Raw genomic sequence first — 13,880 nt, 5'->3', positions numbered from 1 at the left:
GTGGCACCAGGTGACGTCTCGGCCGACGGGGTTGACGTCTCGATCGACGGGGTTGACGCCTCGGCCGGCGGGGGTGACGTCTCGGGTGCGTCGGCCACTGTCGGTGACTCAGGCGCGGTCTACGCTGCGTCTGGCTTCGCGGGGAGCTGCGTCGCGCTGATGGTGCGGATGATCTGGATCCAGAGAAGCAGCCCGGCACCGGTGAGAATCACCAACCCGATGTGGCCGAAGATCAGGGTCTTGTCTGCGCGCTCGACCCCTGCTGAGCCATAGACGAGGTCGACATCGATCTGGATGTGAGTGCTCAACAGGAAGCGCGCGATCCAGACCGTCCACCAAGCCGGGAGGATCCAGCTCCGACGGCCCGTCGACGCGGTGAAGAGCCCACGAACAAGCTGGAACGGCCGCCAGAAGTTGACGATGGGCATGACCCACGCCGCCCAGGACAGGCCCGAGACGTACGGCGGCTCGATGACCTGACTGCTCCGCTCGATCCACCGGGACACGACCACGAGCGTCGCAACCATCAGGATGAACCGCGCCGGATCGACCCAGTAGTAGTTGTCCCAGGCAGTCATCGGCTGGTCGAGCAGCGCGTGTGCCGCCCTCTCGTCCGGCATGGATGCGTACGTCCGATACCACTCCGCCAGAGGGAACGCGAGCGTCAGCGACACGACGTCCAGGACCAGCCATCCGCACGCCAGCAGGATCGCGGCGTTGGCGAGACGTCTCGTTGACCCCGGCGTCCGCACCGACCTTGGCGGGGCGTCATCGAGGCTGGTCATGGCAGGGCTCCTCCGTCGTGGGGCGGACGGATCGTAACCGTGCCGGGCCCACAACGGTGAGGAATGCTCCGAAACTGTCCCTTACTCGTTGGCGTACTTGGCGCCGACCGACTGGCGGATCATGTCCATCTGGCGCATCAGGCTGAGCGTCTGGCTGTGCGGGACCAGCGGGGACTCCAGGAGCCCCTCGCGCAGGCAGCGCTGCACCTCGACGATCTCGTTGCCGTAGGCAGCGCCGATGACGGGCTCGTCGCCGACGATCTCGACGGGCTCGCTGCCGTCGGCGGGCTTGAAGACGGCCGAGGACGGGTGGTGGAAGTCGGTCAGCTCGATCCGGCCCTGGTCGGTGGCGATGGCGGCCGCGCGGGAGGAGTAGGAGGTGACCGAGGCGACCATGGTGGAGAGCTCGTTGCCGGCGTACTTCCCGGTCATCACCAGGTCGAGGTCGAAGGTGCCGCCGTCGGGACCGGTGCCGATGTTGGCCTGAGCGGTCAGGGCCCGGGCCTCGCCGAAGAGCAGGTGAGCGAAGGTCAGCGGGTAGATGCCCATGTCGAGCAGCGCGCTCGCCCCGAGGGCCGGGTCGAGAAGGCGCTGGTGCTTGTCGGGGTCGGCGACGAAGCCGAGCTCGGCGTGCACGTGACGGGGGACTCCGAAGCGACCCGACCGCACATCGGCGACGAGGCGCCGGATGATCGGGTTGGTCGCCATCCACATGGCCTCCATGAGGAACAGCTTCTTCTCGGCGGCCAGGTCGAGCATCGTCTGCGAGTCGGCGGCGTTGAGCGTCAGCGCCTTCTCGCACAGCACGTGCTTGCCCGCGTTGAGCACGAGGGTCGCGTGCTCGAGGTGGTGGGAGTGGGGAGTGGCGACGTAGACGACGTCGACCTCCTCGTCAGCGGCCAGATCCTCGTAGGAGCCGTGGGCGCGGACCGGACCGTCGGCGGCGGAGTACTCCTTCGCGAACGTCTCCGCGGACTCCTTGCTCCGCGAGCCGACGGCCACGAGCCGGCCGTCGGGGACGAGCATCAGATCGGTGGCGAGGGAGTGGGCGATCCGGCCGGTGCCGAGGATTCCCCACCTGATCGGGTCAGAGTTCGTGGTCACGGCTCGACTCTAGCCACCCGGGAGGTGTCGGTGCGTCAGTGGCTGTTGGGCGGAAGGACGTTCTTGGTGTGGCTGCTCTGCACGGCGGCGAGCTCCTCCAGGAAGGAGTCGGCCCAGTAGCGGACGTCCTTGGAGGCGACCTGCTTGCGCATCGCCCGCATCCGGCGGGTGAGCTCCTTCGGCTCGGCCTTGTAGGCCTCGAGCAGCGCGGCCTTCATCCCGTTGATGTCATACGGGTTCACCAACCAGGCCTGGCGCAGCTCCTCGGCCGCGCCGGCGAACTCGGAGAGGACGAGGGCGCCGTCGTCCTCGTAGCGGCAGGCGACGTACTCCTTCGCGACCAGGTTCATGCCGTCGCGGTAGGGGGTGACGACCATGATGTCGGCGGCGCGGTAGAGCGCGGCCATCTCCGCCCGGGGGAGACTCGTGTGGAGATAGGAGATCGCGGGCCGTCCGATGCGGCCCAGGTCGCCGTTGAGGCGGCCGACGAGGCGGTCGATGTCGTCGCGGAGCTTGCGGTATTGCTCGACGCGTTCACGCGAGGGCACCGCGACCTGGACGAAGATCGCGTCCTCGACGTCGAGCTCGGTGTCGCGGAGCATCTCGCCGTAGGCGCGCAGGCGAGCGTAGATGCCCTTGGTGTAGTCGAGGCGGTCGACGCCGAGCAGGATCTTCTTCGGGTCGCCGAGCTGCTGGCGGATCTCCTTGGCGCGCTGGTTGATGGCCTCGTCGTGGGCCATCTCGTCGAAGCCGACGAAGTCGATCGAGATCGGGAAGGCCGCCGCGTGCACCGTACGCCCGTCGGGCAGGTAGACGAGGTCGCGATGGGTCTTGTGGCCGACCCGCTGACGCACCAGGCGTACGAAGTTCTGGGCCGCCTGCGGGAGCTGGAAGCCGACCAGGTCGGCGCCGAGGAGGCCCTCGAGGAGCTGGCGGCGCCAGGGGACCTGCTGGAAGAGCTCGGCGGGCGGGAACGGGATGTGCAGGTAGAAGCCGATGCGCAGGTCGGGGCGGAGCTCGCGCAGCATCTGCGGGACCAGCTGGAGCTGGTAGTCCTGCACCCACACGGTCGCCCCCTTGGCGGCGACCTCGGCGCACTTGTCGGCGAACCTCTTGTTGACACGCTGGTAGCCGTCCCACCACTCGCGGTGGAACTCCGGCTTGGCCACGACGTCGTGGTAGAGCGGCCACAGGGTGCCGTTGGAGAAGCCCTCGTAGTGCTCCTCGATGTCCTGGGCGGTCATCGTCATCGGCAGCAGGTGGAGGCCGTCGTCCTCGAACGGTTCGAGGTCCTCGTCGGTGCCGCCGGGCCACCCGATCCAGACGCCGTCGTTGGCCCGGAGGACGGGTTCGAGCGCGCTGACCAGGCCTCCTGGGGAGCGTCGCCAGTCCTTGGTGCCGTCCGGCATCTCCACTCGATCAACGGGAAGTCGATTGGCCACGATTACCAGATCAGCCTGCACATCCCCGACTGTACGGGACGGGAGACGCATTCGGTGGTGCCCTGTTCCACTGGGGAACCGAGGCCCCGATCCGAATACCTGTCGAGTAACACGCCGGAGGGTGAACCACACCCGTGTAGTTCGGCGCGTTAGTCTGTCGGCAGATGCAGACGACACCGGGGGACGAGGAATGAGCGCTGTCAACGTGCAGGTCACAGGCCCAGGCGAGGACCCCGCGAGCCTCAGCGAGCGCGACAAGCAGATCCTTGACTTCGAGCGCCAGTGGTGGAAGTACGCAGGGGCCAAGGAGGCCGCCGTGCGCGAGGCGTTCAACATGTCCGCCACCCGCTACTACCAGGTGCTCAACGCGCTGATCGACAAGCCGGAGGCACTCGAGGCCGACCCGCTGCTCGTACGCCGCCTCCGACGGCTCCGTGCGGCCCGGCAGCGTCAGCGCTCCGCGAGACGGCTCGGCTTCGAGGTCTGAATGACCCGCAGCGTACGTCCTTCGAAGGGGGAGCGTGGCGTCGCGCTTCCCACACCTGTCATCGCCTCGAGCGTGGTGGCTGTCGTCGCCGCTGTGATCGTCTTCTGGATCACCGGTGGCGAGGACGACAAGGGTGAGGAGATCGCTCAGGCCGGCAGCAGCCCGTCGGCCTCGGCGTCCGCGAAACCGAAGCCGGCCGCGACCGAGAAGAAGAAGCCGGCCAAGGCCGAGCCCTCGCCCGTCGACCGGGCCAAGGTCAGCGTCGAGGTCTACAACCAGTCCAACGTGCCCGGTCTCGCCGGCGATGTCGCGGCCAAGGCGACCACGGTCGGCTGGAACGTCGTCGGTGAGGACAACTGGGTCGGCTCGGTCCCGGAGAACACCGTCTACTTCCCGCAGGAGATGAAGCGCGAGGGTCAGCAGCTGGCCGACGACCTCGGCATCAAACGTACCCATCTGGCGGTCGGCGGCTCGATGAAGGGCGACCGGCTGACGGTCGTGCTGACCGGGGCTCTCTGAGGGTTTCCGGGCGTTCGCGACCGGGTGTGATCTGTCGCACGGCCGCACGCACCTGGTCGGCTCGTAGGTCGTTGCCGTGTCACAGTTGAGGCATGGCCGACCTCCAGCCGGATGGCAACGCAGGAGAGCAGAAGTACGCCGCGGTCGCGGCCTCTGCCGCCGAGACCCTCGTGGGGCTCGACTTCGACGGGACGCTCTCCCCGATCGTCGAGGACCCCGCTTCCGCGCGGATCCATCAGGACGCGGCCTCGGTCCTGGTCGCGCTCGCCTCCCGGGTGAAGGCGCTGGCCATCGTCACCGGCCGGCCCGCGGGGCAGGTCGTCGAGCTCGGCGGGCTGGCCGCGATAGCCGACTCGCTCGCGGAGATCGGCAAGGAGCTCTACGTCTTCGGTCAGTACGGCAACGAGCGCTGGAGCGGCTCGGACCGCGTCGTCGTCGGTCCGCCGCCGCCCGAGGGCCTGGGTGCCTTCGAGGCGGCGCTGCCCGGTGTGCTCGCCGAGCACGGGGCGCAGGACGCCTACATCGAGGAGAAGGGCCTCGCCGTCGGGGTGCACACCCGTCGGTTCCCCGATCCCGACGACGTCGCTGCGCGCCTGCTCGCGCCGCTGACGTCGCTGGCGGCCGAGCACGGGCTGATGATCGAACCCGGCAAGCAGGTCATCGAGGTGCGTGCCCCGGGCATGCACAAGGGCCACGCGATCTCTGCGCTGGTCGAGCAGGTCTCGCCGGGCGCGATCCTGTTCGGCGGTGACGATCTGGGTGACATCGAGGCGTTCGAGGCAGTCAAGGCGTGGGGCAAGACCACCGGGTCGCCGACGCTGCTGGTCTACTCCCACGCCGGCCCCGACCGCGGCCCGCTCGCGGATCTCGCGGATGTCGAGGTCGCCGGCCCGGAGGGTGTGCTGGGGCTGCTGCGTGACCTGACGCGCGACGCGGCGGGGGTGTAACACGCTGTTACAGCCACTATCGGGTCGTTCTGAGCGACCGGATAGAAGGTGTAACAGCGTGTTACAGCGGCCGTTGTCCGCTCACAGCGAACAACAATAACCGGAGGGAACATCCGGTTGCGCTCGGAAGTTGAGTCGTTATCACTCAACTTTCTAGGAGGGTCCGCATGGACAAGCTTCCTGTGCTGTTCGTCTCGGATGCCGTGGTGCTGCCGGGGATGGTGGTGCCGATCGAGCTCGACGAGGCCGCGCAGGCCGCGATCGACGCAGCCCGGGCCGGCTCGGAGAGCCGGCTGCTGGTCGCGCCGCGGCTGGGGGACCGGTATGCGACGTACGGTGCTGTGGTCACGATCGAGCGGGTCGGCCGGTTCCGGGGCGGTGAGCCGGCGGCGGTGCTGAGGGCTGTCGGCCGAGCCAAGATCGGTTCCGGCGTGACCGGGCCGGGTGCCGCGCTGTGGGTCGAGGTCGAGGCTGCCGACGAGACGACGACGGAGCACGCGAAGGAGCTGGCCGAGGAGTACAAGCGGCTGGTCGTCGCGGTGTTGCAGCGCCGCGAGGCCTGGCCGGTCATCGACCAGGTCAACCGGCTCACCGAGCCATCGGAGATCGCCGACACCGCCGGCTACGCGCCCTACCTCGACGACGAGGCCAAGCGCGAGCTGCTCGAGACGCCGGACGTCGAGGAGCGGCTCGAGAAGGTGATCGCCTGGGCCAAGGACCACATCGCCGAGTCCGAGGTCAGCGACAAGATCGCCGAGGACGTCCGCGAGGGCATGGAGAAGACGCAGCGCGAGTTCCTGCTGCGCCAGCAGCTGGCCGCGATCCGCAAGGAGCTCGGCGAGGGCGAGCCCGAGGGGTCCGACGACTACCGGGCGCGGGTCGAGGCGGCCGACCTCCCCGAGGCCGTACGCGAGGCTGCGCTGCGCGAGGTCGACAAGCTCGAGCGTGGTTCGGAGCAGAACCCCGAGACCGCCTGGATCCGCACCTGGCTGGACACGGTGCTGGAGCTGCCCTGGGGCGTGACCACGGAGGACTCGACCGACGTGACCGCCGCTCGTGAGGTGCTCGACGCCGACCACCACGGCCTCGAGGAGGTCAAGGACCGGATCGTCGAGTACCTGGCCGTCCGGGCCCGCCGCGCCGAGCGCGGCCTGCAGGTCATCGGCGGCCGCGGCTCGGGTGCCGTGGTGCTGCTGGCCGGTCCTCCGGGAGTCGGCAAGACCTCGCTCGGTGAGTCGGTGGCGCGCTCGCTCGGACGGAAGTTCGTCCGGGTCGCGCTGGGTGGTGTCCGCGACGAGGCCGAGATCCGCGGTCACCGGCGCACCTACGTCGGTGCGCTCCCGGGCCGGATCGTGCGGGCCATCAAGGAGGCCGGTTCGATGAACCCGGTGGTGCTCCTCGACGAGGTCGACAAGGTCGGCTCCGACTACCGGGGCGACCCGGCCGCGGCCCTGCTCGAGGTGCTCGACCCGGCGCAGAACCACACCTTCCGCGACCACTACCTCGAGCTCGACCTGGACCTCTCCGACGTGCTCTTCATCGCCACGGCCAACGTCGTGGAGCAGATCCCGAGCGCGCTGCTGGACCGGATGGAGCTGGTCACGATCGACGGCTACACCGAGGACGACAAGGTCGCCATCGCCCGCGACTTCCTGCTGCCCCGGCAGCTCGAGCGCGCCGCGGTGACGCCTGCGGAGGTCACGGTCTCCGACGATGCCCTGCGTGAGCTGGCGGCGAACTACACCCGCGAGGCGGGCGTACGCCAGCTCGAGCGGCTCCTCGCCAAGGCGCTGCGCAAGGCGGCGACGAAGCTGGCCACCGGCACGGAGCACGTCGAGGTCGACCTGGACAACCTCAAGGACCTCGTCGGACGGCCCCGGTTCACGCCGGAGTCGGCGGAGCGTACGTCGGTCCCGGGGGTCGCCACCGGACTGGCCGTCACCGGGCTCGGTGGGGACGTGCTCTTCATCGAGGCGTCCGCGGCCGACGGGCAGACCGGGCTGAACATCACCGGTCAGCTCGGCGAGGTGATGAAGGAGTCTGCGCAGATCGCGCTCTCCTTCGTCCGCTCGCACGCGGCCGAGCTGGGGGTCGACCCGGCCGTGCTCGACCGCTCGCTGCATGTCCACGTGCCGGCGGGAGCGGTTCCCAAGGACGGTCCGTCGGCCGGGATCACCATGGTCACCGCGCTCACCTCGCTCGCGACCGGTCGCCCGGTGCGCAGCGAGGTCGGCATGACCGGCGAGGTCTCCCTCTCCGGCCGGGTCCTGCCCATCGGTGGCCTCAAGCAGAAGCTGCTCGCCGCCCAGCGGGCCGGCCTGACCGAGGTCTTCGTGCCACAGCGCAACGAGCCCGACCTGGACGAGGTGCCGGACGACGTGAAGCAGGCGCTGACGATCAACCTGGTCAGCGACGTACGCGATGTCGTACGTGGTGCTCTCGCCGGAACCGCGGGGGACAACGCTGAGAGGGGGGCCGCGCACGCCGCCTGAGGGGTAACACGTCGTTCATGGCACTATCCGGTCGTTTCTGACGACCGGATAGTGCCATGTAACAGCGTGTTACAGCTGTTTGTGGCACGCGGGGGAGCCCGTCTGTCCGGATCGTGGACCTCTGGTCCGCGGAGTGGGACCCGGGTGTGTGGGCTGGGCAATACCTGCCGTACGATCGCTACTGCTCATCGAGAGGGACTGAGGGAACGGCCCAGTGAAGTCCCGGCAACCGACCGCGAGCCTCCTCCCAAGCCTGGGCGGGTAGCGGAGCAGGTGCTAATTCCGGCCCGGCGCGAGAGACGTGATCGGGGAAGATGAGGAGGAGGTTTCTCATGAGCGCTGTGACATCGGAGCCCAACGGCACCACCACGGAGAAGAAGGGTCTGCGCGAGGGAGCGTTCGGGAACGCCTCGGCTCTGTCCTGCCGTGAGTGCGGACATCAGATCGAGCTCGGACCGCATTACGCCTGTCCGGAGTGTTTCGGGCCACTGGAGGTGGCCTATGACTTCCCGGCCGTGACCCGCGAGGAGATCGAGGCCGGACCCCGCAACATCTGGCGCTACAAGGCGCTGCTGCCGGTGCCGGACGACATCGAGCAGAGCCCCAACACCGAGCCCGGCTTCACCCGTCTGCTGGACGCCAAGAACCTCGCCAAGGAGCTCGGCATCGAGAAGCTCTGGGTGAAGGACGACTCGACCAACCCGACCAACTCCTTCAAGGACCGCGTCGTCGCCTGCGCGTTGAGCGCCGCCCGCGAGCTCGACGCCAAGGTCTTCGCCTGCCCCTCGACCGGCAACCTGGCCAACGCGGTGGCCGCCGCCGGCGCCCGCGCCGGGATCCCCACCGCGGTCTTCATCCCGAGCAACCTCGAGCAGCCCAAGCAGGTCAACTCGGCTGTCTTCACCGACAACCTGATCGCCGTCGACGGCAACTACGACGATGTCAACAAGCTCGCTCAGGAGATCGCCGCGGAGGAGGACGGCTGGGCGTTCGTGAATGTCAACGTACGTCCCTTCTACGCCGAGGGCTCCAAGACGCTCGGCTTCGAGATCGCCGAGCAGCTCGGCTGGCGCCTGCCCGACCAGATCGTCATCCCGGTGGCCAGCGGCTCCCAGCTGACCAAGGTCGACAAGGCCTTCAAGGAGCTGATCAAGCTCGGTCTGGTCGAGGAGAAGCCCTACCGGATCTTCGGTGCCCAGGCCACCGGCTGCAATCCGGTCGCGACCGCGTTCAAGGCCGGTGTCGACGCCATCCGCCCGGTCAAGCCCGACACCATCGCCAAGTCGCTGGCCATCGGCAACCCGGCCGACGGCATCTACGTGCTCGACGCCACCCGCTCCTCCGGCGGCGCCGTCGAGGAGGTCACCGACGACGAGATCCGTTCGGCGATCGTGCTCCTGGCGCGCACCGAGGGCATCTTCACCGAGACCGCCGGTGGCACCACGCTCGCGGTCACCAAGAAGCTTGTCGAGACCGGCGCGCTCGACCCGAGCCTGGAGACGGTGATCATCAACACCGGCCACGGCCTCAAGACCCTCGACGCGATCAGCGGCATCGTCGGACCCCGCGCGACCATCGCTCCCAACTACGACGCCTTCGAGGAGGCCGGGCTCTCGCAGGCCTGACGCCCATGACAGAGGGTCCGACCTTGTGACTGGTTCACAAGGTCGGACCCTCTGTCGTAGCCGCCCTCACTCGGTCATCCGGCGGCACTCGCCGACGACGCATGCCAACCCGTCGGCGTCGTACGCGTAGGCGAGAGGCCTGTCGTACGCATCCTCGATCCTGACCGCCCGTGAGGATCCGGTGAATCAGACGGCCTGGTCGCCTGAGGCGCCGATGAAGATTCGTGTTCACGTCCGTGCGCTACAGATAGGAAACGTGAGCAGCGCGAAGACGAGTGAAGAGGCCAGATGGCTCGGGATGGTCGCCGCCACCGCCGGGGTTGCCGGCGCGGTCGGTGTGGTGGGAGCGGCGGCGGGTGCCGGGTTCGTGACGTTGCTGAAGAGGCAGGCCGCGCACGCGCGCGACGTGATCGGCAAGCCGCTCGGCGAGGAGGCGCTCGACGCCGACAAGGTCTACAAGAAGGCCTTCGGTGGCAGGCCGGTGGAACTCCTCGTCCTCGGCGACTCGATCGCCGCCGGGCTGGGAGCGGAGACCAAGGCCGGCACCCTGGGGGCACGCCTGGCCAAGGGTACGGCGAAGGCGCTGCAGCGGCCGGTGCGGCTGCGTACGGCTGCGGTGGTCGGGGCCGAGACCTCGATGGTCCCGGCGCAGCTGGAGTCGTTGCCCGACGGCTACCGGCCCGACGTCGCGGTCGTGATCGTGGGCGGCAACGACGTCACCCACCGGGTGCCGCAGAAGGACTCCACCCGGGTGCTGGGGGAGGTCATCGACGCGCTGCGCGAGCGTGGGGCCGAGGTGGTGGTGGGGACCTGCCCGGACGTCGGCGCCGTGCGTCCTCTGCCGCAGCCGCTGCGTTCCCTCGGGCGCAGGATCGCCAAGCAGCTGGCCGACGGGCAGCGGGAGACCGCGCTCGCCCGGGGCGCGTACGTCGTCTCGCTCTCCGAGGTCGTCGGTCCGTTCTTCATCACCAACCCCGACGAGATGTTCGCCATCGACCACTTCCATCCGAGCGCGATGGGCTACAAGCGCACCGCCAAGGCGATGCTGCCCTCGATCCTGGCCGCGCTCGGCCACGTCGAGCGGGTCCCCTTCGGGCACCACCTGCCCATCGCCGCCGAGCCAGCGCATCACGGCACGGATCACGGCACGGATCACGACACGGATCACGGCCGAGCCGGCCCGTCATGACGCGCCGGCTCGCTGCTAGTCCGCGCCCGAGGCCTTTCCGTCATTGCTGAGCCCGCCGGTGCTGAGCAGGTCGGCGGTGAGGCCGGTGGCGGCGCGGTAGTCGACGGTCCCGGCAGGCGTACGCGGCACGGACTCGACCAGCAGGACGAGCTTGGGCTCGTGCGACTCCCCGAGTACGTCACGGGCGTGCTTGCGCAGGTCGGCCGCCCCGGTCTCGGCGCTGGGGGTCAGCTGCACCAGGGCCGCGACCTGCTGGCCCCAGCGCGGGTGCGGCATGCCGAAGACGGCGGCGTCGACGACGTCGTCGTGGGCGAGGAGCACACCCTCGATGGTCTCGGGGTGGATCTCGAGGTCGCCGGTCCGCACCAAGGTCGCGGCCCGGCCGAGCAGCGTGATCGAGCCGTCCTCCTCGCGACGGGCGAGGTCGCCGGGGAACGTCCAGCGCCGGTTGTCGATCAGCTTGATCGCGGTCGCGGAGCGGGCGTTGTCCTTGTAGTAGCCGAGGGCGGCCGGGCCGGAGCGCGCCAGCAGGCCCTCGATGCCGGGGGCTGCCGGGGTGAGGTCGGGGTTGAAGACCTCCACCTCCGGGCCCACCAGGAATCGTGCCTCGCCGGGCGCGAGCGCTGAGCCGTCGTCGGCACGGGACCCGGTGACACCGGTCTCCAGGGTGCCGTAGGAGTCGACGATGACCCGGCGGGCGAACGCGTTGCGGAGCACGGAGAGGACGCCGTCGGACAGGGGCGCCGCGGTGTTGGAGACGCCGGCCAGCGAGCGCAGCGGCCAGCGCTTCTTCCCGACCAGCCGCGCCGCGGCCACCGGCCGGGCCTGGGCGTCGCCGAGGAGAGTGATCGCGGTCGCGCCGGACTTCTCGGCCAGGTCGAGGAACGCCTCCGCGGAGAAGGACTCCGAGGTGTCGAGCACCGCGGTCCCGCCGGCGACCAACGCCCGCAGGAGCAGCAACTGGCTCTGTCCGTGCAGCAGCGGACCGCCGGCGAGCAGCACGACGCCCGAGTCGCGAGCGGCCGCCTCGGCGGCGAGCCCTTCGACCGACGGGATCGGTGCGTTGCGGCGTACGGTGTTCAGCGCGGCCCAGATCAGGTCCTCCTGGCGCCAGACGGCGCCCTTCGGGGTGCCCGTGGTGCCGGTCGTGAAGATGATGTGCCAGTCACCGGGTGTGCGCCCGACCTTCGGCCGCTCCTTCGACGCCGCGGCGACCTTGGCGTCGTAGTCGGGGCCGAGGACGACCCGGTGGTCCAGCGACAGCGCGAGCCCGTCGAGGTCGTCGACGAACTCGGGGGAGACGATGGCCGCGACACAGTCCGCGGCGGCGTACGTCCGGGCGAGCTCGTCGGTGCGGTAGGCATGGTTGATGTTGACCGGGATCGTGCGAGCCTTCAGGCACCCGTAGAGCGCGTCGACCCACTCGATCCGGTTGGTCGCGTGGACCGCGACCTGGGCGCCAGGCTCGAGTCCGATGCTCAGCAGATGGTTGGCCAGGCGCGTGGCACGCTCGTCGATCTCGGCGTACGTGTAGGCGCGCTCAGAGGTGATGACTGCTGCGCGGTCGGGGACCGCGTCGGCCATCGCTTCCAGGATGTCGGGCAGTGTGAGGGGGATCACGGCGGACACAGTGACGTCTGCGCCTTCCTTGGTAGGGCCAGGGGTAGGGCCGTACGGCACCGAACCGTACGTCGGATCAGCCGGTCGTCACCTACGTGCCTCGAGCAGCTCGGCAGCGACCGTAGCGCTGGCACGATAGTCCACCTTGCTCACCGGCGTGCGAGGGACTCGCTCCACGAGCAGGATGTCCTTGGGCACCTTGTAGGCGGAGATCAGGCTGCGACAGTGCTCCCGAAGCGCATCGGTCGAGGTCGTAGCTCCTTCTCGGAGCTGGACGAGCGCGGTGACCTGCTGACCCCAGCGCTCGTGCGGGGTGCCGACGACCGCGGTGTCGAAGACGTCCGGGTGCCGCAGCAGGACCGCCTCGACCTCCTCGGGGAAGACCTTCTCGCCGCCGGAGTTGATGCAGCCGGAGCCGCGCCCCAGGACGGTGATCGAGCCGTCCTCCTCACGCCGCGCGAAGTCGCCCGGGATCGACCAGCGCTGTCCGTCGATCTCTTTGAACGTGGCCGCGGTCTTGACCGGGTCGTTGTAGTAGCCGAGCGGAATCGACCCGGTGCGCGCGAGCATCCCGGTCTCGCCCGGTGCACACGGCTTCAGGTCGGTGTCGAAGACCTGCACGTCGATCCCGACCTGGAACCTCGGCGCTGCCTGCGGCCCGTCGTTGCCCTCGTCGACCTGCATGCCCGTCGCCCCCGACTCCGAGGCACCGTAGCTGTCGAGGATGTAGCGGCCCGGCAGCGCCTCCCTGAGCTGGGTGCGCACTCCCGCGGAGAGCGGTGCCGCGCCGTTCGAGACGGCGAACAGTGCGCTCAGGTCCCAGCGCTCGGGCTCGCGCAGGATCGCCTCGGCGACCGGTCGGCCCATCGCGTCACCGAGGAAGGTGAGCGAGTTGACCCCGGCGGCCTGGACGAGGTCGAGGATCGTCTCCGGCGTCCAGGTCGGCTCGGTGTAGAGGGCGACCGTGCAGCCGCCGACGTGGCCGTTGCCCATGATCCACTGGCTGCCCCCGTGCATCATCGGGCCGCAGGCCAGCAACACCATCGGCGTCTCCTGTGCCGCCGCCTCCTGGGCGAGCTGCTCCACCGTGTCGAAGGGCGCGCCGAACCGGCTCGCGTTCATCGCGGCGCGGATGATGTCCTCCTGGCGCCACTCGACGCCCTTCGGCATCCCGGTGGTCCCGCCGGTGAAGATCACGTAGCGGTCGTCGGGGCTGCGCTCGATGTCGGGACGGTCCTTGGAGGCCGCGGCCACCGCGGCGTCGTACTCCTCGCCCAGCACCAGCGTCGGGATCCCGAGCCCGAGCGCGGCGACTGCCTCGACGTGCTCCGGCCCGATGATCGCCGCGACCGCGTCGGAGGTGCGGTAGAGGTGGTCGAGCTCGTCGTGGAGATACTTGTGGTTGATGTTGATCGGCACCGCTCGTGCCTTCATGCACCCGTAGAAGGCGTCGACCCACTCGATCCGGTTGCGCGAGTGGACGGCGACGTGGTCGCCCGGCTTGATGCCCTGGCCGATGAGATGGTTCGCCAGCCTGCTGGCACGCTCGTCGAGCTCGGCGAAGCTGTAGGCGTGCTCCATGGTGAACACGGCGGTGCGGTCAGGGATGGCGTCGGCCATCGCCTCGAGGACGTCAGGGAGAGTGATCGGGGTCACAGGCTGAGTGTGGC

11 protein-coding genes and 1 riboswitch are annotated in these 13,880 nt (G+C 69.4%); of the genes, 6 read left to right on the top strand and 5 right to left on the bottom strand.

Going from position 1 to position 13,880, the window contains the following annotated elements; translation table 11 throughout:
• Positions 1-119 precede the first annotated feature (119 nt).
• From WBG06_RS02465 to WBG06_RS02455, 3 genes are all read right to left on the bottom strand, one after another.
• Complete coding sequence (locus WBG06_RS02465; RefSeq protein ID WP_336734803.1) at positions 120-785, bottom strand: DUF4328 domain-containing protein; 666 nt, start codon at positions 783-785, stop codon at positions 120-122.
• Positions 786-866: 81 nt separating this feature from the next.
• Entirely contained in the window at positions 867-1,889 is a 1,023-nt protein-coding gene (locus WBG06_RS02460) for a Gfo/Idh/MocA family protein (RefSeq protein ID WP_336734801.1), read from the bottom strand.
• Between the two features lie 35 nt (positions 1,890-1,924).
• Entirely contained in the window at positions 1,925-3,382 is a 1,458-nt protein-coding gene (locus WBG06_RS02455) for an alpha,alpha-trehalose-phosphate synthase (UDP-forming) (RefSeq protein WP_336734799.1), read from the bottom strand.
• A gap of 139 nt (positions 3,383-3,521) precedes the next feature.
• Between WBG06_RS02455 and WBG06_RS02450 the strand changes: the two genes are divergently transcribed.
• From WBG06_RS02450 to WBG06_RS02425, 6 genes are all read left to right on the top strand, one after another.
• The gene (locus WBG06_RS02450; protein WP_091046051.1) at positions 3,522-3,818 is read left to right on the top strand and encodes a DUF3263 domain-containing protein; all 297 of its coding nucleotides are present in this window, start codon (positions 3,522-3,524) and stop codon (positions 3,816-3,818) included.
• Entirely contained in the window at positions 3,819-4,337 is a 519-nt protein-coding gene (locus WBG06_RS02445; protein ID WP_336734791.1) for a LytR C-terminal domain-containing protein, read from the top strand.
• 92 nt (positions 4,338-4,429) lie between these two features.
• On the top strand, positions 4,430-5,284 hold the full coding sequence (gene otsB / locus WBG06_RS02440; RefSeq protein ID WP_336734789.1) for a trehalose-phosphatase: 855 nt from the start codon (positions 4,430-4,432) through the stop codon (positions 5,282-5,284).
• Positions 5,285-5,451: 167 nt separating this feature from the next.
• The gene (gene lon / locus WBG06_RS02435) at positions 5,452-7,776 is read left to right on the top strand and encodes an endopeptidase La (protein WP_336734787.1); all 2,325 of its coding nucleotides are present in this window, start codon (positions 5,452-5,454) and stop codon (positions 7,774-7,776) included.
• Positions 7,777-7,958: 182 nt separating this feature from the next.
• Positions 7,959-8,097, top strand: a riboswitch (SAM riboswitch).
• A gap of 11 nt (positions 8,098-8,108) precedes the next feature.
• Complete coding sequence (gene thrC, locus WBG06_RS02430) at positions 8,109-9,401, top strand: threonine synthase (protein ID WP_336734785.1); 1,293 nt, start codon at positions 8,109-8,111, stop codon at positions 9,399-9,401.
• Between the two features lie 256 nt (positions 9,402-9,657).
• Positions 9,658-10,590 carry an SGNH/GDSL hydrolase family protein gene (locus WBG06_RS02425; RefSeq protein WP_336734783.1) on the top strand — a complete coding sequence of 311 codons (933 nt, stop codon included), beginning with the start codon at positions 9,658-9,660 and terminating at the stop codon, positions 10,588-10,590.
• A gap of 15 nt (positions 10,591-10,605) precedes the next feature.
• Here the strand turns inward: WBG06_RS02425 and WBG06_RS02420 are convergent, their stop codons facing one another.
• Together WBG06_RS02420 and WBG06_RS02415 are read right to left on the bottom strand one after the other, a co-directional pair.
• Positions 10,606-12,210: an AMP-binding protein gene (locus WBG06_RS02420; RefSeq protein ID WP_336734782.1), complete on the bottom strand. Its 1,605-nt coding sequence runs from the start codon at positions 12,208-12,210 to the stop codon at positions 10,606-10,608.
• A gap of 87 nt (positions 12,211-12,297) precedes the next feature.
• Positions 12,298-13,866 carry an AMP-binding protein gene (locus WBG06_RS02415; protein WP_336734781.1) on the bottom strand — a complete coding sequence of 523 codons (1,569 nt, stop codon included), beginning with the start codon at positions 13,864-13,866 and terminating at the stop codon, positions 12,298-12,300.
• Between the last annotated feature and the right edge of the window lie 14 nt (positions 13,867-13,880).

Origin of the sequence: Nocardioides sp. CCNWLW239, assembly GCF_037137035.1 — a bacterium.
Classification (GTDB): Bacteria; Actinomycetota; Actinomycetes; order Propionibacteriales; family Nocardioidaceae; genus Nocardioides.
Note: the sequence above shows the minus strand (reverse complement) of the source record. Positions and strands in the feature narration are given on the sequence as shown.